This is a genomic window from Clostridium sp. YIM B02500 (assembly GCF_022324665.1).
In the GTDB taxonomy this organism is placed as follows: domain Bacteria; phylum Bacillota; class Clostridia; order Clostridiales; family Clostridiaceae; genus Clostridium; species Clostridium beijerinckii.
This window is the reverse complement of the sequence record NZ_JAKGTE010000012.1, coordinates 101896-125510: the sequence shown is the minus strand read 5'-3', so window position 1 is coordinate 125510 and position 23615 is coordinate 101896. Positions and strand designations below refer to the sequence as shown.

Here is a 23615-nt window from a genome sequence, read left to right as displayed (position 1 = left end):
GAGTGTTTTTACAGAATAGGTTTTTAAGTGTGAGCATATGGAGGGGAACATGGTAGAAACGGTAGTATCTTTAGGATTAGCGGTTGATGAGAAGTTAGTAATCAAAAAAAATAGACTTACGTCAGTAAATATTAATGAAAAGGCTAAAAGAATATGTATTATAACAGGTCTTCATGGAGATGAACTTGAAGGGCAATATGTATGTTATAAATTAATAAGAAAAATTAAAGAAAATATTAAATACTTAAATGGAATTGTTGATATATATCCATCTTTAAATCCCCTTGGAATAGATTCAGTACATAGGGGAATGCCAACATTTGATTTAGATATGAATAGAATATTTCCAGGATCTGAAAGCGGAGCAATGGCAGAACATGTTGCAGCAAAAATTATTGAAGATATAGAAGGGGCTGATATGTGCATAGACCTGCATGCAAGCAATATATTTTTGAGAGAAGTGCCTCAAGTTAGGGTAAGTGAGCATATAAAGGATAAATTAGTGCCTTATGCAAAGCTGTTGAATATGGATTTTATATGGGTTCATCCAGAGTCCACTGTTTTGGAATCAACACTTACATATAGCTTAAATAATAAAAATATACCAACATTGCTTGTAGAGATGGGGGTTGGAATGAGAATTACACAAGAATATGGGGATCAATTAGTTGAAGGTATATTTAATTTAATGAAAAAATTGGGCATATGGAATGGTACAGTAAATCCTGTAAGAGACCCCATAATATCAACTGAAAAAGAAGTGAATTTTATAAATGCTAATTCATCAGGAATATTTATGCCTTGTGTAAAACATTTGGATGAAATAAAAAGAGAAGAAAAAATTGGAGAGATTTTTAATTCCTTAACTGGAGAGATAGAAGAAGAGGTTATTTCATCTTGTGATGGAGTAGTATTTACATTGAGAGAATACCCAGTTGTTTATGAAGGATCACTTATTGCGAGGGTACTTGGAGGTGTAAAATGATAAAAGAAATAATATATACGTTAAAGTCACCTCATAGAGATGATATGAGAATAACAGGATATAAATTTGGAAAAGGTGGAAAGTCAGCATGTATAGTAGGTGCAATAAGGGGAAATGAGATACAGCAATTATATACGTGTTCTCAATTGATTAAAACTTTAACTAAGTTAGAGCAAAGGGGTGCAATTTCAAGACATAGCGAAATTCTTGTGATTCCTTGTGTAAATCCTCATTCAATGAATATCGGAAAAAGATTTTGGACAATGGACAACACTGATATAAATAGAATGTTCCCAGGAGAAGTAAATGGGGAAACAACTCAGAGAATTGCAAGTGGTGTTTTTGAACAAGTTAAGGATTATACGTATGGAATACAGTTTGCTAGTTTTTATATGCCTGGAGATTTTATTCCGCATATAAGGATGATGGAAACAGGATATCAGAGTCCAAGTCTTGCAAATTTATTTGGACTTCAGTATGTATTAATTCGTAAGCCGAAACCTTATGATACAATGACATTAAACTATAACTGGCAGATGTGGAATGCAAGTGCCTTCTCTTTATATACAAATGCAACAGATCAAATTGATGAAGTTTCTGCCAAACATGCAGTAGTGGCTGTATTAAGATTTTTAACTAGAATGGGAGTTATAAAGTATACTAGTCACAGTGGATACATAGCTAGTGTTTTGCAGGAAGATGATTTGCTTTCGGTAAAGACTACTACAGGTGGAATATATAGAAGGTTAAAAAATCCAGGAGATGGAGTGGAAAGAGGCGATGTTCTTGCAGAAATAATTCATCCATATGAAGGTGAAATTATTGAAAAAATTACATCTCCTACTGATGGAATAATCTTTTTTGCTCATAAATCACCAATGGTCATGGAAAATGTGGTTGCATATAAAATTATAAGAAGACTTCATGAGTAAAATTTACATAACTATTATGAATATTAGCTTTTGATAATTGAAAGTTATATTCATGGTGGTTATTTTTTTGTCATAAATTTTAAATGATATTTTGATTAATGTAATAATAAGTATTTCATAATTATTATAAAGTATTAAGAAGTATATGTTTTCAGAAAGAATATATTTAAAAATAGTATTAACTTTTATTGACATATGATCATATAATTGATACTATAAGTATACTAATTATATAGGAATTATAGGAATTATAGGAGGTAACAATGGATAGTACATTTTTTTCAAAATTTATAATGATAACAAGCTATAAACCAATAATATTTATAGCAATTTTAATAGGGCTATTCTATGGACTTTATAAGTTAGAAAAGGCGGGATTAAACTTTTCAAAACGTATGATTATTTCAACTGTGGGAGGATTATTACTTGGAGTTATAATACAATTTATAGCAGGATTTCCAAGTAATACAGGAGATGTTGTTTGGATAGGTGAGGTTACAAAATGGTATGGGTTAGTAGGAAATGGATTCATGGACCTATTAAAAATGTTAGTAGTACCATTAGTTTTTCTTTCAATGTTAAAAGTTATAATAAACATGGATGAAAAACAAAGTTTAGGAAAACTTACTTCTAGATCAATATTTGTTTTATTAGGAACTACAGCTATTGCTTCAATAGTTGCTATAATAATCGGAAATTTATTTAGACTTGGCGTTGGAGTTGAAGCAATCCAAAGTAAAGCTGAATTAAAAGAAATAACATCTTTTGTAGATACTATGAGAGGACTTTTACCAGCAAATCCAATAAAAGCAATGGCAGATGCAAACATAGTGGCTGTTGTTATATTTGCAGCATTTCTTGGAATAGCTATAAGAAAACTAAATAAGACTAACAAAGATATTATAAAACCAGCAATAGATGTTATAGAGGCATTCTATAACATAATGACTACTGTAGCTAGAACAGTTATCAGATTTATGCCATATGCTGTATTACCACTACTTTCAAATACAGTTGCATCAAATGGAATATCAGCAATAATAAATGTGGTTAATTTCATAGTTGCTTTATATGTAAGTGTTATTATTGTATTTGTAATTCATCTTGTAATAATTTCACTTAATGGCTTAAATCCTATTCAATATTTAAGAAATGTAATTGAGCCGTTAGTTTTGGCTTTTACATCTAGATCAAGTCTTGGAACTTTACCAGTCACTATTGAGACTTTGAATAAAAAAGTTGGAGTTGAAAAAGGAATTGCAAGCTTTGCAGGAAGTCTTGGAGCTAATATGGGAATGAATGGCTGTGCTGCTATATATCCAGCATTAATGGCTGTTACAATTGCAAATATGTCTGGAACTCCAATGGATTTTAGCTTCTACGCTATGCTGGTAATTACTATAATTATAAGTTCCTTTGGAATAGCTGGATTACCAGGAACAGCAATAATGTCAGTATCAGTAGTAATATCAGGAATGGGAATGGGAAGTTTCTTCCCTCTTGCAGGAGGAATACTTGCAATAGATCCGATACTAGATATGGCGAGAACAGCGCTTAATGTTGATGGAACAATGGTTACAGCAGTAACAGTTGCTAAGAGCTTTAATGAATTGGATAAAGATGTATTTAATAATGTTCAGGATAAAGTTATAGCAGAAGGAAATTAAAAAAATAGAATTAAGATATTAAAGACCATTAGGTGAGAATATAAATCACCTAATGGTCTTTTTGAATTGAAAGTATACTAAAAAAATTATTGACAAAACTGTTCATACTGTATATATTGTATATATACAGTATGAACACAAGGGAGGCGAAGTAGTAATTTGAAAATATTACTTTCTAATAAATCTGATTTGCCTATTTATGAGCAAATTAAAGCTCAAATAAAAGAACAAATCTTATCAGGCGAAATTTTAGAAAATGAGTTTTTGCCATCAATAAGACAGCTGGCGAAAGACTTAGGGATAAGTGTTATTACCACAACCAGAGCTTATTCAGACCTTGAAAGTGAAGGGTTTATAGCAACTCTTAGAGGAAAGGGAAGTTATGTACTTCCTAAGGATAGCGAAATGGTAAGGGAACAATATTTAAAGAAAATAGAAGAAGCCCTTATGGTTGCGATTGAAAATAGTAAGTTAGCAAATATATCCAATGATGAATTAGTGGTTATGCTAAAAACATTGGCAGATGAGCAAATTACATAAAGTGAAACTTTTAAGGTAGAGTTTTATACTCAAGCTGAATTTAGTTGAACTTATCCAGGAGCGTGCAGCCGTTATAAGAGAGTGTTACGGAGGCTAGATATCGGATAGAATATGTGAAAGTTAAATTATTAAAATGCACGTTATTATTAAAAATATGATTTTAAGGAGTAGGGAAATATGAATGCACTTGAAATAAAGAATTTAAATAAAACATTTGATGGATTTGAACTTAAAAATATAAATTTGGAATTGCCAAAAGGCTATATATTGGGATATGTAGGACAAAATGGTGCTGGGAAAACAACGACTATAAAGCTTATAATGAATCAATTAAAAAAGGATAGTGGAGTAATAAAAGTATTTGGAAAGAGTTATGAGGATGGAGAAGAAGTTTATAAAGACATGATAGGATTTATCGGAGATGAATGCTATTTTCCAATAAATTTTACATTAAAAGATGTAATTAGTACGCTAAAAGATTTTTATACTTCATTTGATGAAAGCAAATTTAATGAATATGCTGAAAAATGGAACCTTCCTTATAAGAAAAAAATAAAAGAATTTTCAAAGGGAATGAAAGTTAAATTGTCTTTTGCAAGTATTTTATCAAGAAATACAAAACTTCTTCTATTAGATGAACCAACAAGTGGCCTTGATCCAGTAGTTAGAAATGAAGTTTTAGAGATATTACAGGAATATATAGCGGATGGAGAAAAAAGTGTTCTATTTTCAACCCATATAACAAGTGATCTTGAAAAGATAACAGATTATCTATTCTTTATTAATAATGGAGAAAAGGTGTTTTATGATATAACAGAAAATGTACTAGAAAGTCATCTATTGGTTAAAGGTGGCCTTGATGATTTAACAAAAGAATTAAAAGAGAAGTTAATTGGATATAAGTCTTCTAATTTTGGATTTGAAGGATTAATTGACTCAAAGAATAGAGATCATATAAGTAAAGATTTGTTAGTAGAAAAACCATCGATGGATGACATCGTGATATTTTATATCAATGGAAAAAGGGATTAGTATAAAATATTCTATGCATATACGTTGCAAAAATAATTCTCTATCATAATTCTAAAAATATTGCAAGAATTTTAACTGGAATTGTGAATTGTGACATATATATTATGTTTTAGTATTAATTCTATGTAGAATTTATAAAGAGAAAGAGGTTTTAAAATATGAGTAGATCAATAAGTTATTTAAAATTTGATTTAAGATTAATAAAAGAAAGTATTAGGCTTTATGTGTTAGCACCAGCGATATTTTGTGCTTTATTTATGTTTTCAGGAGAAACATATAGTATGGCATTATCATACTTATTTTTCTTTTTAATAATTTTGGCAACAATACCGTTTAGTACTCAAGGTAATGAAAAAAGCACTCAGATGTATTATATGTTTCCTGCTAAAACTTCTGATATGGTTCTTGGAAGATTTTTGTATTTAATAGGTATAACTTTGTTTATATTTCTCATTAATACATCTATTGTGACCTATCTATATCAGATTAATAGAATTCAAAATTTTGAAATTTTAACAATGTTCTTTTGTGGGTTAATGAGCTTAATAACTTGCTTCATTCAATATCCTATATATTACAAGCTTGGAATGGAAAAGGGCAAAGCAGTATCGTTGTTAGTATATCTTTTACCTGCATTCTTCATATTTGCGTTACCATCATTTTTGGTAAATAAGGATGGTTTTATATTAGAAAATTCTTTAGATTTTATTATAAATAATAAGTTAATATTAATAATTATCAGCATGTTAGTCACAGCACTTATAGGATATATTTCATATCTAATTTCATGTAAAATATGTAAAACAAAAGAAATATAGTGTGTAAAGATATTTGTTAAAAAATATTTAGAAATATTAAGTATAAATTAAGGTAAATTTAATATTTTTTTCTATCATTTATTAATGAAAAATATGTATAATAGAAATATGATAAAAAGTAAATTATTAACATACATTGTATTTTTATCATCAAGTGAAACTTGATTCAGGTGGGGTTTGATCCTCATCTGAATCTTAGTTGAACTTATCCAGGAACGTGCAGCCGTTATCTCCGGCTTGAAGAAGTGGGAGTTTTACGGATGCTAGCTATCGGATAAATATGAGTATTTACAGGGGGAAAGAAAAATGAAAATGAAAAAAACTTTGGCATTCATTATGACAGCAGCTTTAACTGTTGGAACAATGGCAGGATGTAGCCAAGCAACACTTAATTATGCACAGGAGCTTTCAAATACGGCTAAGTGGGAAGCAACAACATCAAGTATTGATGGAGACTTAAATATCAATGTAAAAGGAAAAGATGGAACTGAAACAAAACAAGAAATAAAATTTGCAGCTACTGGATATACAGCAAAAGATAAATCATATGTTGATATGACATTTACTGATCCAGCAGGAAAACTTAATATTCCAGAACTTAAAGCATATTCAGATGGAACTACAAGTTATATAAATAAGAGCTTTTACCAAGGGATATCTTCTTTAACTGGACAAAGCGCTCCAACAGGTTTAAATAATATAACTCAAGAGTATATAGGAATTGATACTCAAGCATCGGGTGTTGATGCAACAAAATTAAAATCACTAATGACTCAACCAGATGGAATGGTTGAATTCGGAAAGATGATATTTGGAGGAAATGCTGATCTTGATTTACCTTTCGTTCAAAATGGAAGAGAATATACAATAAATCTTGATGCAGATAAAACTGTAGATTTAGCTGCAAAAGCATTAAAAGCAACAGCTAATAATTTAGATAATCTTAATAGTACATTTAAGTTAGGATTGCCAGCTGAAAGTATTACACAGATGAAAACTGCTGCTAACAGCCCAGAATTTGATAAATCATTACCTGAAATTAAGGCATCATTAGCTGGAACAACTATTAATTCAAAAGAAGTGTTCACAGATAATGATTATAGCTCAGATTTCAATATGAATTTACAAATTAAAGATTTTGGAACTATTGCATTAACTATGAAAACAACAGATACTAAGAGTGATGTCAAAGGGATAACTTTCCCAACTAGCACATTAAAAGTTTCTCAAGAAGAGTTTAATAAATTAATGGTTCCAGCAACAAACACAACTATAGCATCATCTACAAATGTAGTATCAAAATAATACTTTAAAATAATTAAATAAAAGCTGTATCAGAATTGGACCGCTTCTTATCAAGTAGATAAGGAGTGGTTCGTTTTGATATAGCTTTTTTTATTCTCTAGGAATTTATATTGTAATGAAATCTATGGATATTGTGGATATAAATTATGGAAAAGGCAGATTCAGAAGGTCATGTTTTAAATGTAGCAACTTAATTACAATATATATGATTTAAATATATTTTTAGAATTAAAGTAAATTTTTGTATGAACATATTGTTTTGAACAATGAAAGGTGTTAATATAATGTTGTTCAAAATATGAACTTAATGGAGGGGGAAAATGGGAAAAGTAAAAACAGCAGTAATTTTAGCAGCTGGAATGGGATCAAGATTGCAGGATATAACAAAGGATATGTTACCAAAAGGATTTATAAAGGTAAATGGGAAAAGCTTGATAGAAAGATCTATTGAAAAATTAAGAAGTCTAGGCATAGATAAGATTTATATAGTAACAGGACATTTGCATGAATTTTATGATGAACTAGCAAAAGATAAAAATTATATAGAAACAAGAAAAAATAGAAAATATAAAGCTACTGGCAGCATGACTTCACTATCAATTCTTGAAAATGAATTAAAAGAAGACTTTTTGCTACTTGAAAGTGATTTAATATATGAGGTTTATGCACTAATAAAGACTATAAATTTTGAAGAAAATGATTGTATTTTACTAAGTGGAAAAACAGATTCTGGAGATGAATGCTTTGTAGAAGTTAGAGATAATAACTTATATAAAATATCTAAAAGAAGAGAAGATATAGGACATGTATATGGGGAATTGGTTGGGATTTCTAAAATATCATTAGAGTTGTATAAGGAAATGTTGAAGCAATATAAAGAATTTAATAGAAAAATATATGATTATGATAGTATTTTTGAAGATAAGTGCGAGGTGACAAAGAAATACGATTATGAGGATGCAATATTTGATTCTGCTAAAAAAAGAAAAGTAGGATATCTAAAGATTGAAAATTTAGTATGGGGAGAAATAGATGATAAAAATCATCTTGAAAGAATAAAGAAATCAATCATACCAAAGCTAGAAAAAATTTCAGAAGAGAGAGCAGTATAGAGGAAAAAGTTTGGATATGCGCTAGGTTAATAGATTTTTTATAGTTAAGTTTTAACGTCTAGAAATATGCACATAAAAATGTAGAAAATAGGAGAGTGTGAAAGAATATGAAAACAGTTTATGTTGCTATGAGTGCTGATATAATTCATCAAGGACATTTAAATGTACTAAATGAAGCAAGAAAATTTGGAGATATAATAGTGGGATTGCATACAGATGAGGTTATAAGAGGTTACTGGAGAAATCCAATAATGAAGTATGATGAGAGAAAAGAAGTGATTAGTAATATTAAAGGAGTTATATCTGTAGTTCCTCAAGAAAGCTTAGATCAAGTTCAAAACCTTCTTAAAATTAGACCTAACTATGTTCTTCACGGGGATGATTGGAAGGAAGGCTCGCAAAAAGAATTAAGAGAAAAAGTTATAGAGGTGTTAAAACAATGGAAAGGAGAACTTATAGAAGTTCCATACACTAAAGGGGTTTCCATTTCAAAATTAGATGAAGAATTAGCTAAAATAGGTATAACGCCTCAAATGAGAATGAAAGGCCTAAAGGAATTAATTTATTCAAAGAAACCCCTAAGAATACTTGAGGCTCATAATGGCTTAACAGGACTCATTGTTGAAAAGACTAAAGTTCAAAGGGATGGGAAAATAAAAGAGTTTGATGGAATGTGGATTAGTTCATTATGTGATTCAACAGCTAAGGGAAAACCTGATATAGAATTGGTAGATTTAACATCAAGATTAAATACAATTAATGATATCTTAGAGGTAACAACGAAACCTATAATAGTTGATGGAGATACAGGAGGACAAATTGAACATTTCGTTTATACAGTTAAGACTTTAGAGAGGTTAGGAGTTTCAGCTATTATTATTGAAGATAAAACTGGTCTTAAAAAAAATTCATTATTTGGAACAGAAGTGAAGCAAACTCAAGATACAATGGAACATTTTTGTGACAAAATAAGAGCTGGGAGAGAGGCGAGAGTGACTAGTGATTTTATGATAATTTCAAGGATTGAAAGTTTAATTGCAGGCGCTGGAATGGATGATGCTATAAAAAGGGCTAAAGCTTATATTGAAGCGGGAACAGATGGTATCATGATTCATAGTAAAGAGAAAGATGGAAGAGAAATAATTGAATTCTGTAGAAGATATAATGAGTTTGAAAATAGAGTACCTTTAGTAGTAGTCCCAACTTCATATAATTTTATGAAAGAGGAAGAGTTAATGGAATTAGGAGTTAACGTTATTATTTATGCAAATCATCTGATAAGAAGTGCATATCCAGCAATGGTAAATACAGCAAAAAGCATTTTAGAGAATGGAAGGTCAAAAGAGGCTTCAATCAACTGTATGCCTATAAAAGAAATACTTACTTTGATTCCAGGAGGAATGTAAAGAAATTAAGTAAACAACTGAAATTATATATATTTGAGTACTTGTTCCATTTTTTGACTATTAAAATATTGTATTTTGAGTATGCTGAAAATATAGTTTTCATAAGCGTAATATTAAAGGAGTTAAAAAGAATGATTGAAGTAAAAGAGTTTTATAATGAGCTATTAAATAACAATATAGATTTCTTTACGGGTGTTCCAGATTCTTTACTAAAGTCTTTTTGTGCATACATTAAGGAAAATGTAAGTAGCGAAAAGAACATAATTTCAGCTAATGAGGGGAATGCAATAGGAATAGCAGCAGGATATCACTTAGCAACAAAGAAAATTGGCCTAGTATACATGCAAAACTCAGGTCTTGGAAATGCATTAAATCCACTTGTATCCCTTACAGATAAATTGGTCTATAGTATACCAGTGCTTTTAATAGTTGGATGGAGAGGTGAGCCAAATAAGAAAGATGAACCTCAACATAAGAAACAAGGACTTGTTACAATCGAAATATTGGATATTCTAAGCATTAAATATGATATTTTAGAAAATAACACAAGCAATGATGAAATGAGGAAAAAGATAAGGAAAGCAAATAATTATATGAAGGAAAATAACGAGCCCTATGCATTGGTAGTGAAAAAAGATACTTTTGATGAATATCAAATAAAGTATGATAAAACTTTGGATTTAGAAATGACTAGGGAAGATGCTATAGAAATATTAATATCTAATGCGAAAGAAAAATCGGTTGTAGTATCAACAACAGGAATGGCTTCTCGTGAGCTTTTTGAATTGAGGGAAAGATATAATGGAGATCATAGTAAGGATTTTTTAACAGTAGGATCTATGGGACATGCATCTCAAATAGCATTGGGGATTGCATTAAGCAGAAAAGACAGAGATGTCTATTGTATTGATGGGGATGGTGCTTTAATAATGCATCTTGGTGGTTTAGCTATAATAGGAAATCAAAATGCAGATAATCTTAAGCATATTTTGATAAATAATGGAGCTCATGATTCAGTAGGAGGTCAAGAAACTGTAGGATTTAAAATAGATACTTTAGCAATTGCTAAAGCTTGTGGATATAAAAAATTCTATTCGTGTAGTTCAAGAGATGAATTAGTTAGGTTATCGGAAAAAATAAGCAATGAGAAAGGGCCTATATTTTTAGAGATAAAAGTAAAAAAAGGTTCAAGAAAAAATTTGGGGAGACCTACAACAACACCAATTGAAAATAAGGAAATGTTTATGAAATTTTTAGAGAATTAATATACATGGTGAGTTGTTGTTTTTTTTGATAAAACTATACAGGGAGGAAATTAATTTGGAAATCAGAAGAAATATATTATTAAATCCAGGACCAGCTACCACATCGGATACAGTAAAATTCGCTCAGGTTGTACCAGATATTTGCCCTAGAGAAAAAGAATTTGGGAGCATTATGGAGTTTATATCAAGAGAACTTACTGAATTTGTAGGTTCAAATGAAAAGTATACAACTATATTATTTGGAGGATCGGGAACTGCAGCAGTTGAGGCGATTTTAAGTTCGGTAGTTGATAATAAAACAATATTGATAATTAATAATGGGGCTTATGGCAAGAGAATGTGTGAAATTGCAGAAATATATAATTTGAATTATATAGAATTTAAAAGCTCTCAAATAGAAACAATAAACTTAAAAGAGTTGGAAGAAGTAATTAAAAAGAATAATGAAGAAAGCAAAATAAATAATTGTGGAGCTATAAGCCATTTAGCGGTAGTTCATCATGAGACTACAACAGGGATATTAAATGACATAGAATTATTAGGTGAAATTTGTAAGAAATATAGTATTGAGATGATAGTAGATGCTATGAGTTCATTTGCAGGGATTCCTATAGGTATGGATAAGATGAATATAAAATATTTAGCATCGAGTTCAAATAAATGCATACAAGGTATGGCAGGAATAAGCTTTGTAGTAGCAGATCAGAAGGCTTTGAATAATACTCAAAATATAAAACCTAGAAACCTCTACCTTAATATATACAAACAATATTCATATTTTAAAGATAATTATCAAATGAGATTTACGCCGCCAGTTCAAATACTTTATGCATTAAAGCAGGCAATAATAGAGGCTAAGGGTGAGACAATAGAGAAGAGATATAAGAGATATAAAGACTGTTGTAAAATTTTATGGGATGGATTAGATAAACTCAATTTAAATAGACTAATAGATAAAAACATATCATCAATGCTTTTGACTTCAGTAATTGAGCCACAGATAAAAAATTATAAATTCGATAGATTACATGATTACTTATATAGCAGGGGATTTACTATATATCCAGGAAAGATATCTTCAGAAAACACATTTAGAATAGCTAATATAGGTGATATATATCAAGATGATATGAGGAGATTTGTAAAAATATTAGAAGAATATTTTACAGGTATTATATAATAATACCTGTATTAGCCTAATCTTCATAACTAAAAAATCTTTTAAATATTAGTGTTAATAGAAGAACTATAACCGATATTAAGGCAATAGTACCACCAGGTGCACTATTTATATAATAAGAAGATATAAGTCCTATCATAACATCCACAAAACCAAAAATAATAGCAAAAATTAGGGTCGTAGTGAACCCTTTTTTTAATTGCATAGCTGTTGCAACTGGAACCACTATGATTGATGAAACAACAAGGATACCCATAACTCTTATAGAAAGAGAAATTGTTGCACCAACAAGCAGCGTAAAAATATAATTAACGAGTTTAACGTTTATTCCAGATGTTTTTGCTCCATTTTCATCAAAAGTTACATATATTAATTTGTTGTATAGAAAAAGAAGACATATAAGGCATATTCCTCCAACAATGGCGATTAAGCAGATATCAGAATCTGTTACAGTTAAAATACTTCCAAATAAAAATGAATCTACTTTAGCTGAAGCTTTACCACTACTTATTAAAATAATAGCTATTCCTAAACTCAATGTCAAAACAATTGACATAACAAGTTCTGCATATTTTTTATAATACGTTCTTAGAAATTCTATTACAAGAGCGCAAATGCTAGTAAATGAAAATGCAGTTAAAAGTGGGTCAATCCCTAAAACAAGACCAATTGCTACGCCAGCAAAAGATGAATGAGATAATGTATCACCAATCATTGAATAACGTCTAAGAACAATAAAAAGTCCTATAAAAGGACACAGCATAGAAACAATAAAGCCAGCAATAAATGCATTTTGCATAAAACCTAATTGAAACATAAATTATTACCTTCCTAAATATAGTTTAACTACTTAAATTATGTTGTAAAATGAATCCTCAGATTCTAAATATCTTTTAAAATCTTCATTTGTATATAATTTCATAGAACAATTTTCTAATTTTAAAATGTGTGTTGAATACTTTAATGCAACCTTAGTGTTGTGTTCAACAGAGATAATAGTTTTTCCTAAATCCTTATTTAAACTTTGGAGTAGAGGATATATTTCATTTTGGCTCTTTTCATCTATTCCAGTTGATGGCTCATCTAATATTATTAAATCGGGATCACCTATTAACGCTCTAGCAATAAAGATTCTTTGCTGTTGTCCACCTGAAAGGTTTCCTATCAACTTATTGCTGAATTCACTCATATTTACATTTTTTAGAGAACTTTGAATGGACTTTGAATTCTTAATTCCCACTGTCTTGGCATGGCAAGACAAAACTTCCTTAACTGTTATTGGAAATTCTGCATTAAAATTATCAAGTCTTTGCGAAACGTATGAAATTTTATTAGAATCTAAACTTATACAACCGCTATCAGGTTTTAGAAGACCTAATATAAGTTTTACTAGTGTACTCTTACAACTTCCGTTTTCACCAAGTATAGATAGATAAATTCCAGTAGGTATATTAAGATTAATATTTTTTAATAAATCTGTTCCTTTTGTATAGGAAAATGATAGATTTTTTATAGTAATCAAATAATCAACTCCTTAAAGCATTATTATATTATACACTCAAATGCAAATAATTTGCAATAGAATATATTTTTATATTATGATTAATATCCAATACAATAACTATTTTATACTACAGTACTATAAAAATTTGTCATAGAAAGCCGCCTTTGATTATGAAAATATATTCTAATCATATGATTTTATATACTATGATAGAAGGGACTTTTGCATTGAAATATGTCTTAAATTAGTATAGAATTAAATGGAAATCGTAGTAGAAAAACAAGAAATAGGAGGGACAAATGAAAAAAAAGCTTATATATATGTTATTCCCTATTATTACAGCTGTAGTAACCGTTATGTTACTTAATATTTTTTTGGATAAAGAAATAGGAGCTATGTTAAAAAGCAAGGATTTAACTGAAATAAATATAGAGTATGGGAGCAGCTATAAAGATAGAGGACTCGTATATAATGAATTTGTTACAAATAATAACTATCAAATATTAGAGGGGTCATCAGAGTTAGGGGCGCCAGTTTCACAATTAGCTACAACCTTTTTCCCTGTAGAAGGAATGGATACAATTGTAACTAATGGTAGAGCATATTGCCAGGACTTGACTCAGATATCTAATTTAGGAAGCCAGAATACCCAGAGTAAACCAAATGTTGCATTTATAATTTCACTTCAGTGGTTTATGAGTGATCATGGTGTTGATGGGACAGACTTTCAAGCTAATTTTGCACCAGTGCAATTTTATAAATTTTTATCAAATAAAGAAATAAGTGAAGAACATAAAAAAACATATGCAGCTAGAGTGGATAAGCTGCTATCAGGAAGCTCACAATATATACCGGAAAAGCTTTATGCAAAACTTTATACAAACGATAATTTAATATCTAAAGTATCAAGTGTTATATTTAAGCCATATTTTGTTGCAAGGGAAAATATTGTTGAACTTAAAGACAAAGGTCTATTATATAGAAGGTTAAAGAAACTACCTGAAAAATCAGAAAAACAGCTGAGAACAGTTGATTGGAATGAAGAGCATAAGAAGGCCGAGGAAGAAGCAAAGAAACAAGTAACTAATAATGAGTTCTACGTATATGACACATATTATGACAAGAATTTAAAAAATAATTTACAATCTCAAAAAGATATAAATAAAAATGTTGATTTAATGAATTCAAAAGAATTTGATGACTATGAATTATATTTAGACACTTGTGTTGATCTTGGTATAAAGCCATATATAATTTTAGCACCAACTAATGGAAGATGGTATGATTACACTGGAATGACTAAGCAAAGTAGAGATGAGTTTTTCGATAAAGTGGAAGAAATGGCTAAAGAAAGAGGATTTGAAGTTTTGAACTTAAAAGATCAAGAATATACGCCTTATTTTATGTGTGATGTAATGCATCTAGGATGGAAAGGATGGCTTGAAATTGATGAGCAACTTTATAAACGAAATAAAGAAAAATAGAGCTTTAGGATTTGCATTAGTAAGTTCAATTGTAGTTATTTTAGCAATTCTAGTATTAACATTTGAACCATTTGCTGAAATACCATTTGTATATAATCAATTTTAAGGGAGATATAAATAATGAAGATTTTAGAAGGCATAAAAAAATACTCAAATAGTAATAGAATCGCATTAAAATGCGATGGAAATATTATGACATATGCAGAATTAGATACAATATCAGAATGCATAGCAGCTTTTTTATTAAGGGAATTTAAAGATGATAGAACGCCTATTATTATATATGGTAATAAGGAAAATTTAATGATGGCAGTTATGATGGCTGCTTTAAAGTCAGGAAGAGCTTATATACCAATAGATATTAGCTATCCAAAAGAGAGAGTGGAGGCAATTATCAGTGAGGTTCATCCAAAGGTTCTTATTGATTTTAGCAAAGAAAGCAATTTTGAAAGTATAAGGATCTTAAAAGATAAAGATATTGAAGAAATAGTAAAAGAATATAAAGATGTTAAAGTAGAAAAAGAAAATTGGGTAAAAGAAGATGAAAATGCATACATATTATTCACTTCTGGAAGCACTGGGAAGCCAAAAGGTGTTCAAATAAGCAGTAACAATTTAGATAATTTTGTTGAGTGGATTGCAGAATATTTAAATTTAGATGAAAAAGAAGAAGTATTCATGAATCAGGCTGCATACTCTTTTGATTTATCTGTAACATCAATTTACCCAGGATTATGTTATGGGAAAACATTACATGGTTTTTCAAAAGAAACACTTTCAAACTTAAAGAATATGTTTGATGATATGAGAAAATCTGATATTAATATATGGGTATCAACTCCTTCATTCGCAGGAATGTGTGTTGCAGAAAAAGATTTTAATTCTACAATGCTTCAGAATTTAAAAGCAATGATCTTTGTAGGGGAGGTATTACCAAAACCATTATGCGAGGAACTTATAAATAGATTCCCAGGAACAAGAGTGGTAAATGGATATGGTCCAACAGAGGCAACTGTAGCAGTTTCAGCTAATGATATGAGCAAAGAATTATTGTTGGAAGAAGGAAGCTTGCCTATTGGATATCCAATGAAAACATCAGTTGTAAAGATTGTTGATGATGAAGGCAACGTGTTAGGTGATGGAGAAAAAGGAGAAATAGTAATTGTAGGTCCTAGTGTAAGCAAAGGATACTTTAATAATGAACAAGTTACTGCAAAAGCGTTCTTATATGATGATTATAATGGATCTAAATGTAGAGCATATAGAACAGGAGATTTAGGCTATTATGTAAATGGAAATTTATATTATTGTGGAAGAAAGGATTTCCAAATAAAGCTTAATGGTTTTAGAATAGAAATAGAAGATATAGAAAATAACTTAGTTAAAGTTAGTAATATAAAAAATGCAGCTGTTGTTCCAATAGAGAAAGATGGAAAAATTGCATATTTAACTGCGTTTATTGAGTTAAAAGAAGATAATGGCTTAAGTGGATTAAAAAATGGAATAATGATAAAGAAAGAGTTGGCAAATTTGATTCCTTCATACATGGTACCAAGAAATATAAAAATTGTTAAGCAATTTCCGACTAATGTAAATGGAAAGATTGATAGGAAAAAACTATTGGAGGAAGTATAATGAAGTTGACACAATACGGAGATTACTTTTACTTATATATCTTGCTACTAACATTTATTCCTGCCATAGTTTTAGGGCTAAATGGGATTAAATCAAAATATTATGGAATAATTGCTTCGGCTGTAATGATATATTTGATCATGGGAAAAAGTTTAGGATTAGCTTTATTTTCAATGTTTTTAGTTGGCGAAATTTTTGTTATATACTTATATTTGTTTGTTAGAAAGAAAACAGATAACAAATATTTATATTGGTTATTCTTATTTGCATCAATAATTCCGCTTATATTAACTAAAGTAGCAGGGGTTACACATTATGCTTCATACATTGGTTTTATTGGTTTATCATATCTAAACTTTAAGGCAATACAAGTAGTAATAGAAATTTATGATGGTAGAATAACTCAAATAAATTTTATGACATTTATTCATTTTATAACATTTTTTCCGACCTTAAGTTCTGGACCTATAGACAGGTGGAAAAGATTTGAGGATGATTTAAATAGAAAAGTAGAAAAGAATATATATTTAGAAGAATATTTAATTCCAGGTCTGAAAAAGATATTTATTGCAATTGCTTATAAATTTATACTAGCATATTTAATTGATACATATTGGTTGTTAAAAATACCTTCAGGTATTACAATATTAAATAGTGTAAATTATATGTATGCTTACACGATGTATTTATTCTTTGATTTTGCAGGATACAGCTTATTTGCGGTTGGATCAAGTTATATCTTTGGAATTAAAACACCAGATAACTTTAATAAACCTTTCTTAAGTAAGGATATGAAAGAATTTTGGACACGATGGCATATATCTTTATCACGATGGTTTGGAGATTATATTTTCTCAAGATTTGTGCTAAATTCTATGAGAAAAAAGAGGTTTAAGAATAGGTTTATCGCTTCCCACGTGGCTCAAATTATCACTATGTTTATAATGGGATTATGGCATGGACTAACTGTATACTATATAATTTATGGATTATATCAAGGAATTGCATTAGTCTTAACTGATATTTATCAGAGGAAATCAAGTTTTTATAAGAAACATAAAAAAGAGAAATGGTTTAATTATGCTCAGGTTTTAATAACATTTCACATAGTATGTTTTGGTATGCTGATATTTTCAGGATATTTATTTAAATAGAAATAATCAAGCTAAGAAATTAAAAAAATTAGTACTATAAGAAGGAGTATATTATTATGAAAGACAAAGTTTTAGAAATATTTACTGAAGTTACAGGAAATGATGAAATAGCAGAAGATTTTGATTTAGATCTTTTTGAGGCTGGATTACTAGATTCTCTAGCAATAATTGAAGTTTTAATTCAAATAGAAGAGAAGCTAGGAATCAAATTACAACCTACAGATTTAGAAAGAGAAGATATGTCAACTGTTAATAAGTTGGCTGCGTTCTTAGAAACTAGATAAAATCTATAGTTTTCTGTAATGAGAATTCTCGCTGTATAGTTCTATAGATAAACCAACTAAGACCCGAACTTATTCATATAGCTCGCCGAAATAAGGATTATGCTGTTGTTCCAGTTTCTAAGGAATTATGATGGATGATCCCAAGATTACAAGTTGCACCCAAGATGCTAGCATCAAAGGCAAGCTTTGAACTAGCATACTTGAAACAACTTATAATCTAGGAATCAGAGTCATCAAATTCCTAATGAAACATTTCACAAAAGCATAATTCTTATTTCTAGTTGGGGTATATTTCATAGTATAAATCTAACTTATAATTGGGTTATCTATATATAAAAAAGAATCAGACTTATGATATGAAATTCTAGATACTAGAAAAAGGGTTAATCTTTTGTGCAGTGTTGCATTGAGAATAAGGCTGTAGGATTTCTTCATTAGAAATTGTTCCACTTTTTGCTTGTCATGTGCTTGCCACAGGAGCATGCAGAAATGGGTGCAACTTCTAATGTTAGAAATCCACAGTCCTATTCTCTAGCATACCAAAACAAAAGATTAACCCTTATTTCGGCTAGTTTATTGCATAAGTATGAATTTATTTATTCGTCAAATATTTTTTCTAAGCACCAGCTTTTCTTATCATCCTTTTTAAAGCTTCCTTTAATTGAAATGGTTTTATGGGGAGCAGCCTTAGAAAGCCCAGATGCTTCAACAACAGCAGTTTCACCATCATTATATAGCAGTGACATTTTTTGAACTCTAAGGAGTTTGTTTTCTGATGAGAAGCCAGAAGTAAAGTTATGTTCTACAGAAAATCCGAGGTCCTTGGAATTGTTTGATATATAAATATCACGAGTCATAAAGAATGAAGCTATAATTATTATTCCGAAAGAAATAGTTAAAGATAACATGAGTCTTCTTTTATTTTTTAGAGTAATATTTTTCTGGAGTCTTCGTCTTCTTCTTTTTTTATAAACAAAGTACTCTTCTTGAATCTGTGCGCTATTCAGCATACTGTATACCTCCTTTATTTTTGATGTACCTAAAGTATAGTTTGAAGAAATTAATAAATAAGATTAAATTCACAGTATATGAGTGAACATAAGAAAATATTACCATATAATTCCATATAATAAAAACAAAAGCGTATGACAAAGTTAAGGAAAAAATATTATTATCTGAGTGGATTCTGAATATAGTCTTATATTTGGAAAAAAGTTTACCAGGTTTTATTTTTATGGTTATAAAATGTCTTTTTTGATATAATTTTATATGAGAAATTAACTATATATGTTTTAAATTAAGTCTATACTTTATTGAACTATGGCTAAAAATAGTAATGTAGGAGATTTCATAAAACTTATATATGTTTTGATTTACTAATATAAAAATAATTATTATAAAAATAACAGGATGGTGGAACTATGGATTTTTCAAGTTTAGTATTAATAGAAAAAGATAAAGAAACAGGATTTATAAAGAAAGAACTAGGAAGTTTTGAAGTAAATGAAGGAGCATTGTTTGTAAAAAAACTTTATGTGTTGGACGATATTGTATATATGTATTTCGATACAAATAAAAATGTTGAAGAATGGGAATACTCAGCAATATATGATTTATTTAATAACGAAGCATTTTCTGAAAAAGGATTTGAAATTGAAGAGGATTTAGAAGAATACAATCCTACATATATAATAAAATTTAATTATGTAGATGACTATGATGTAATGAAAGGGAAGATACAAGAAGTGGTATCTATAATAGACAATGAGATGAATGCAGTATGTGAAGCTATTAAAGGAAAAGAATCTGAATATACTGAGTAGATAAAAGATATTTTATAGTCATTTGTGTGCATTTCATAAGCATATTCTTAAGAATATATATGGTAATATTCTTGAGATAAATAAGGTTTAGAATTTTACTAAAATTTTTGTAAAGAAAGGTGTATTTATATGAGTGATTTAAAGAAAAGAGAAGAAATAGAAGATAAGTTTAAATGGAAGGTTGATAAGATTTATAAAAGCATAGAGGATTGGGAAAAGGACTTTGAAGATGTAAAAAATGAAGCGGTTAAATTAAAAGATTTTTCAGGAAAACTTGTGAATGGAGAAGCAATACTAGATTATTTGAAATTCAATGAAAAAGTATCTAGGAAGGCAGAAAACTTATTTATTTATGCTCATTTAAAGTGTGATGAAGATACTTCAAATACCACTTATCAAAGTTTAATGAGTAAAGTTGATATATATATGGCAGAGCTTGCAAGTTACACAGCATTCTTTGTACCGGAAATTTTAAGTTTAGATGATAGCTTTATTAAAAGCGAAATAAACAGATTAGATGAATTAAAACAATTTGAATTCTTAATCGAAGATATATTAAAAGAAAAGCCACACATATTATCTAAAGAGATGGAAGAATTGTTAGCAGCGGCATCAGATTGTTTGGATGCCCCTTCAGCAATACACAATATATTAACTAATGCAGATATGACATTTGGAAAAATAGAAGATGAAGATGGTAATGAAGTTGAATTAACAGAAGGAAACTATTCTTCATTCATAAGAGGTAAAAATAGAGAGGTAAGAAAAGCAGCATTTGAAAGATTATTTGGGGAATATGATAAGTTGAAAAATACTCTAGCAACGTCCCTAAGTGCATCAATAAAAACTTTCAATTTTAGCAGCAGAGTTAGAAAATATAATAATGCATTGGAAGCATCATTGAAACCTAATAATATTCCTTTAGAAGTTTACAAAAATGCAATTAAAGTAATAAATAATAATTTAGATTCACTTCATAGATATGTAAAAATTAAGAAGAAACTATTAGGATTAGATGAAATTCATATGTATGATTTATATGTTCCAGTCATTGAAATTCCAAAAGAAAGAATTGAGTTTAATGATGGAGTAAATATAGTATTGAAAGCATTAAATCCTCTAGGAACAGAATATTTAGATATCTTTAAAAGTGGAGTTAATGATGGTTGGATAGATATATATGAAAACAAAGGAAAAAGAGGAGGAGCATATTCTTGGGGTGGATATGATACTATGCCTTATGTTTTGTTAAATTATAATAATGAGCTAGGAGATGTTTCAACTTTAGCACATGAAATGGGGCATTCAATTCATTCATATTATTCAAGAAAAGAGCAGCCATATTACTATGCAAATTACACATTATTCTGCGCAGAAGTTGCATCCACAACAAATGAATCATTACTTATTCACTATCTAATTGAAAATGAAAAGGATGAAAAGAAAAAATTATATTTAATAAATCAAGAATTAGAACAAATAAGAACAACTGTATTTAGACAACTGATGTTTGCAGAATTTGAGTTATATACACATGAGACTCTAGAAAAAGGAATACCATTAACAGCGGAAGATTACAATAAAGCTTGGCATGATCTAAATGTTAAGTACTTTGGAAATGAAATTGTTATAGACAAAGAAGTAGATGTGGAATGGTCAAGAATTCCTCATTTTTATTCAGATTTTTATGTTTATCAATACGCTACAGGTTACGCAGCAGCATCAGCTTTTTCTAAGGCTATCTTAGATGGTAAAGAAAATGCAGTAGAAAAATATAAAGGTTTCTTAAAATCTGGTGGAAGCGATTATCCAATAAATATTTTAAGAAATGCAGGAGTAGATATGACAACAGATACGCCAATAGAAGCTACAATAAAGAGATTTAATGAGCTTTTAGATATGATAGATAATTAGGGTTTGCAAGGTAATTCAGAAATCCAAGATGTATTTCAATAAGGCATATGAAAGAAAATAACGAGTCCAAAATAAAATGCCATGATTATTTTTCATTAGGAGAAGAAGAAGATTGGACTCATAGCGATCCTATTAGTGCAATCTGCATGAAGCATAATGGAAAATAGGCACTTATGAAAAGAGCAGCTATGCTGCAACAAGGAACTTTTCTTAGCAGATAGATTTGTTATTTTTTTGATTATGCCTAATATATAATGTAAAATTCACAATTATGGCTAAAATTCTTGCAATAGTTTTAGAATCATGATGAAGAATTATTTTTGATATATATATAATGTGAAATTCACAATTGTGACATAAATAAAATTGTCTATAATTGTGAATTTACATTATAAAATAATAAGTTATGAATTTTTATATAAGAATAGGTAAGGTATTATGAATAACTTTAAAGAAGAATTTTATAAAATTTTAGTAAATGCAGAGAATTTCTATATGAAACAATATTATAGTGATTTTCATAAAAGAGAAATATTTCTTGCAATTAAAGAGTTATCAAATGGAATATACTGCGTTTTGATAAGCGAGGATGAAAATGAAAATATAGACTTTTTAGAAGCTTTTGAATATATAAAAACCTTAGGAAAAGACTTTTCTCTAAATATGATAGTTTTATCTAAAGGGGAATATACAAATATAAATAATACAGTTATGGTAAATAAACTTATCGTGGATAAAGGAAATTATACAGTTATTAAGTGTGATGAATCATGTCTGCCCTTAAAAAAAATACTTGAACTGTATATAAATAAAAGTAAAGTGAAAAATATTGATAATAAGAGAGAGGTTTTTAGATATAAAATTCCAACTATGATTTTAATATTGATAAATGTAATAATATTTATAATAATGCAAATCGACATTTATAATATTAAACATTCATTAGGTTCATCTCAGTTGTTATCGGAGGAAATGATAAATGCAATAAATAATTCAGTACTAGTGACCTTTGGAGCTAAATATAATGCACTTATAAATAATGGAGAAGTATGGCGGTTATTAACTTGTGCTTTTTTACATTCTAGCATTATACATATAGCATTTAATATGTATTCTTTATATATAGTAGGTCCGCAAATTCAGCAGATTTATGGGGCTAAAAAGTATCTAGTTATTTACATCACTTCTTGTATAACAGCATCAATATTAAGTTATCTAGCAAGTCCATATACTATATCAGTAGGAGCATCAGGTGGCATATTTGGTCTTTTGGGAGCTTTGTTAGCTTTTGCAATTATGGAAAGGCACAGATTGCAGAAAAAATATATATCTAGCTTACTACAGATAATACTTATAAATTTATTTATAGGATTAAGTGTGAAAAATATTGATAATTATGCACACATAGGTGGACTTATTGGAGGAGCATTGATTGGATATGTCTCTTACAAAATATTAAATAAACAGTTGAAAAATTAGATAAATTTATATATTTTTATTGCTTGGGAAATATCATGAATTGAGCTAGAAAAAATGAAATGTAAAGGATTTTATTAAGGCAATATTAATTTTATC

At 29.0% G+C, this 23615-nt stretch carries 22 protein-coding genes; 19 read left to right on the top strand and 3 right to left on the bottom strand.

The genetic code is table 11. From position 1 onward, the window contains the following. Positions 1-49: 49 nt before the first annotated feature. From L1S46_RS12295 to L1S46_RS12245, 11 genes are all read left to right on the top strand, one after another. Entirely contained in the window at positions 50-985 is a 936-nt protein-coding gene (locus L1S46_RS12295) for a M14 family metallopeptidase (RefSeq protein ID WP_017212542.1), read from the top strand. Next, positions 982-1917: a M14 family metallopeptidase gene (locus L1S46_RS12290; protein ID WP_012060502.1), complete on the top strand. Its 936-nt coding sequence runs from the start codon at positions 982-984 to the stop codon at positions 1915-1917. Before L1S46_RS12295 ends, L1S46_RS12290 begins: the two co-directional genes overlap by 4 nt. Before the next feature lie 263 nt (positions 1918-2180). Next, a complete protein-coding gene (locus L1S46_RS12285; protein WP_238900120.1) occupies positions 2181-3584 on the top strand; it encodes a cation:dicarboxylase symporter family transporter in 1404 nt (467 codons plus the stop codon). Between the two features lie 159 nt (positions 3585-3743). After that, positions 3744-4124, top strand: a complete 381-nt coding sequence (locus tag L1S46_RS12280) for a GntR family transcriptional regulator (protein WP_077830604.1) — start codon at positions 3744-3746, stop codon at positions 4122-4124. Between the two features lie 177 nt (positions 4125-4301). Continuing rightward, complete coding sequence (locus tag L1S46_RS12275; protein WP_012060499.1) at positions 4302-5156, top strand: ABC transporter ATP-binding protein; 855 nt, start codon at positions 4302-4304, stop codon at positions 5154-5156. A 158-nt stretch (positions 5157-5314) separates the two neighbouring features. Continuing rightward, positions 5315-5974: an ABC-2 transporter permease gene (locus L1S46_RS12270; RefSeq protein ID WP_238900119.1), complete on the top strand. Its 660-nt coding sequence runs from the start codon at positions 5315-5317 to the stop codon at positions 5972-5974. A 306-nt stretch (positions 5975-6280) separates the two neighbouring features. Beyond that, complete coding sequence (locus L1S46_RS12265) at positions 6281-7279, top strand: hypothetical protein (RefSeq protein ID WP_238900118.1); 999 nt, start codon at positions 6281-6283, stop codon at positions 7277-7279. A gap of 320 nt (positions 7280-7599) precedes the next feature. Further along, positions 7600-8391, top strand: a complete 792-nt coding sequence (locus tag L1S46_RS12260; protein WP_077830755.1) for a phosphocholine cytidylyltransferase family protein — start codon at positions 7600-7602, stop codon at positions 8389-8391. A gap of 107 nt (positions 8392-8498) precedes the next feature. Then, entirely contained in the window at positions 8499-9797 is a 1299-nt protein-coding gene (gene aepX, locus L1S46_RS12255; RefSeq protein WP_238900117.1) for a phosphoenolpyruvate mutase, read from the top strand. Positions 9798-9928: 131 nt separating this feature from the next. Then, complete coding sequence (aepY, locus tag L1S46_RS12250; RefSeq protein ID WP_012060494.1) at positions 9929-11062, top strand: phosphonopyruvate decarboxylase; 1134 nt, start codon at positions 9929-9931, stop codon at positions 11060-11062. Between the two features lie 55 nt (positions 11063-11117). After that, positions 11118-12242: a 2-aminoethylphosphonate aminotransferase gene (locus L1S46_RS12245; protein WP_238900116.1), complete on the top strand. Its 1125-nt coding sequence runs from the start codon at positions 11118-11120 to the stop codon at positions 12240-12242. A gap of 16 nt (positions 12243-12258) precedes the next feature. Here the strand turns inward: L1S46_RS12245 and L1S46_RS12240 are convergent, their stop codons facing one another. Further along, positions 12259-13059 carry a metal ABC transporter permease gene (locus tag L1S46_RS12240; RefSeq protein ID WP_012060492.1) on the bottom strand — a complete coding sequence of 267 codons (801 nt, stop codon included), beginning with the start codon at positions 13057-13059 and terminating at the stop codon, positions 12259-12261. A 33-nt stretch (positions 13060-13092) separates the two neighbouring features. Further along, complete coding sequence (locus tag L1S46_RS12235) at positions 13093-13764, bottom strand: metal ABC transporter ATP-binding protein (RefSeq protein WP_012060491.1); 672 nt, start codon at positions 13762-13764, stop codon at positions 13093-13095. Positions 13765-14045: 281 nt separating this feature from the next. Between L1S46_RS12235 and dltD the strand changes: the two genes are divergently transcribed. The 5 genes from dltD to dltC are packed head-to-tail and all read left to right on the top strand — an operon-like array spanning position 14046 to position 18303. Continuing rightward, complete coding sequence (dltD, locus tag L1S46_RS12230; protein ID WP_017212533.1) at positions 14046-15230, top strand: D-alanyl-lipoteichoic acid biosynthesis protein DltD; 1185 nt, start codon at positions 14046-14048, stop codon at positions 15228-15230. Continuing rightward, complete coding sequence (locus L1S46_RS12225) at positions 15196-15336, top strand: hypothetical protein (RefSeq protein ID WP_017212532.1); 141 nt, start codon at positions 15196-15198, stop codon at positions 15334-15336. The genes dltD and L1S46_RS12225 overlap by 35 nt, the downstream gene beginning before the upstream one ends. 14 nt (positions 15337-15350) lie before the next feature. Then, positions 15351-16865 carry a D-alanine--poly(phosphoribitol) ligase subunit DltA gene (gene dltA, locus L1S46_RS12220; RefSeq protein WP_238900115.1) on the top strand — a complete coding sequence of 505 codons (1515 nt, stop codon included), beginning with the start codon at positions 15351-15353 and terminating at the stop codon, positions 16863-16865. Continuing rightward, a complete protein-coding gene (gene dltB / locus L1S46_RS12215; protein WP_238900114.1) occupies positions 16865-18019 on the top strand; it encodes a D-alanyl-lipoteichoic acid biosynthesis protein DltB in 1155 nt (384 codons plus the stop codon). Before dltA ends, dltB begins: the two co-directional genes overlap by 1 nt. 56 nt (positions 18020-18075) lie before the next feature. Further along, positions 18076-18303, top strand: a complete 228-nt coding sequence (dltC, locus tag L1S46_RS12210) for a D-alanine--poly(phosphoribitol) ligase subunit DltC (protein WP_017212529.1) — start codon at positions 18076-18078, stop codon at positions 18301-18303. A 596-nt stretch (positions 18304-18899) separates the two neighbouring features. Here the strand turns inward: dltC and L1S46_RS12205 are convergent. Continuing rightward, positions 18900-19313, bottom strand: coding sequence for a hypothetical protein (locus tag L1S46_RS12205; protein ID WP_012060486.1), 414 nt, complete (start codon positions 19311-19313; stop codon positions 18900-18902). A 411-nt stretch (positions 19314-19724) separates the two neighbouring features. Here L1S46_RS12205 and L1S46_RS12200 point away from each other — a divergent pair, with 411 nt between their 5' ends. From L1S46_RS12200 to L1S46_RS12190, 3 genes are all read left to right on the top strand, one after another. Continuing rightward, complete coding sequence (locus L1S46_RS12200; RefSeq protein ID WP_238900113.1) at positions 19725-20126, top strand: DUF6762 family protein; 402 nt, start codon at positions 19725-19727, stop codon at positions 20124-20126. 129 nt (positions 20127-20255) lie between these two features. Further along, positions 20256-22040, top strand: a complete 1785-nt coding sequence (gene pepF / locus L1S46_RS12195) for an oligoendopeptidase F (RefSeq protein WP_238900112.1) — start codon at positions 20256-20258, stop codon at positions 22038-22040. 438 nt (positions 22041-22478) lie between these two features. Further along, on the top strand, positions 22479-23519 hold the full coding sequence (locus L1S46_RS12190; RefSeq protein WP_238900111.1) for a rhomboid family intramembrane serine protease: 1041 nt from the start codon (positions 22479-22481) through the stop codon (positions 23517-23519). The last annotated feature ends 96 nt before the right edge of the window (positions 23520-23615 follow it).

What these genes read in the sequence shown, in the direction of transcription:
- L1S46_RS12260 (WP_077830755.1), top strand. Translation starts at nt 7,600, where the DNA reads ATGGGAAAAGTAAAAACAGCAGTAATTTTAGCAGCTGGAATGGGATCA.
- dltC (WP_017212529.1), top strand. Translation starts at nt 18,076, where the DNA reads ATGAAAGACAAAGTTTTAGAAATATTTACTGAAGTTACAGGAAATGAT.
- L1S46_RS12290 (WP_012060502.1), top strand. Translation starts at nt 982, where the DNA reads ATGATAAAAGAAATAATATATACGTTAAAGTCACCTCATAGAGATGAT.
- pepF (WP_238900112.1), top strand. Translation starts at nt 20,256, where the DNA reads ATGAGTGATTTAAAGAAAAGAGAAGAAATAGAAGATAAGTTTAAATGG.
- aepY (WP_012060494.1), top strand. Translation starts at nt 9,929, where the DNA reads ATGATTGAAGTAAAAGAGTTTTATAATGAGCTATTAAATAACAATATA.
- L1S46_RS12225 (WP_017212532.1), top strand. Translation starts at nt 15,196, where the DNA reads ATGAGCAACTTTATAAACGAAATAAAGAAAAATAGAGCTTTAGGATTT.
- L1S46_RS12200 (WP_238900113.1), top strand. Translation starts at nt 19,725, where the DNA reads ATGGATTTTTCAAGTTTAGTATTAATAGAAAAAGATAAAGAAACAGGA.
- dltA (WP_238900115.1), top strand. Translation starts at nt 15,351, where the DNA reads ATGAAGATTTTAGAAGGCATAAAAAAATACTCAAATAGTAATAGAATC.
- L1S46_RS12240 (WP_012060492.1), bottom strand. Translation starts at nt 13,059, where the DNA reads ATGTTTCAATTAGGTTTTATGCAAAATGCATTTATTGCTGGCTTTATT.
- L1S46_RS12270 (WP_238900119.1), top strand. Translation starts at nt 5,315, where the DNA reads ATGAGTAGATCAATAAGTTATTTAAAATTTGATTTAAGATTAATAAAA.
- L1S46_RS12285 (WP_238900120.1), top strand. Translation starts at nt 2,181, where the DNA reads ATGGATAGTACATTTTTTTCAAAATTTATAATGATAACAAGCTATAAA.
- L1S46_RS12205 (WP_012060486.1), bottom strand. Translation starts at nt 19,313, where the DNA reads ATGCTGAATAGCGCACAGATTCAAGAAGAGTACTTTGTTTATAAAAAA.
- L1S46_RS12190 (WP_238900111.1), top strand. Translation starts at nt 22,479, where the DNA reads ATGAATAACTTTAAAGAAGAATTTTATAAAATTTTAGTAAATGCAGAG.
- L1S46_RS12265 (WP_238900118.1), top strand. Translation starts at nt 6,281, where the DNA reads ATGAAAATGAAAAAAACTTTGGCATTCATTATGACAGCAGCTTTAACT.
- dltB (WP_238900114.1), top strand. Translation starts at nt 16,865, where the DNA reads ATGAAGTTGACACAATACGGAGATTACTTTTACTTATATATCTTGCTA.
- L1S46_RS12275 (WP_012060499.1), top strand. Translation starts at nt 4,302, where the DNA reads ATGAATGCACTTGAAATAAAGAATTTAAATAAAACATTTGATGGATTT.
- L1S46_RS12295 (WP_017212542.1), top strand. Translation starts at nt 50, where the DNA reads ATGGTAGAAACGGTAGTATCTTTAGGATTAGCGGTTGATGAGAAGTTA.
- aepX (WP_238900117.1), top strand. Translation starts at nt 8,499, where the DNA reads ATGAAAACAGTTTATGTTGCTATGAGTGCTGATATAATTCATCAAGGA.
- dltD (WP_017212533.1), top strand. Translation starts at nt 14,046, where the DNA reads ATGAAAAAAAAGCTTATATATATGTTATTCCCTATTATTACAGCTGTA.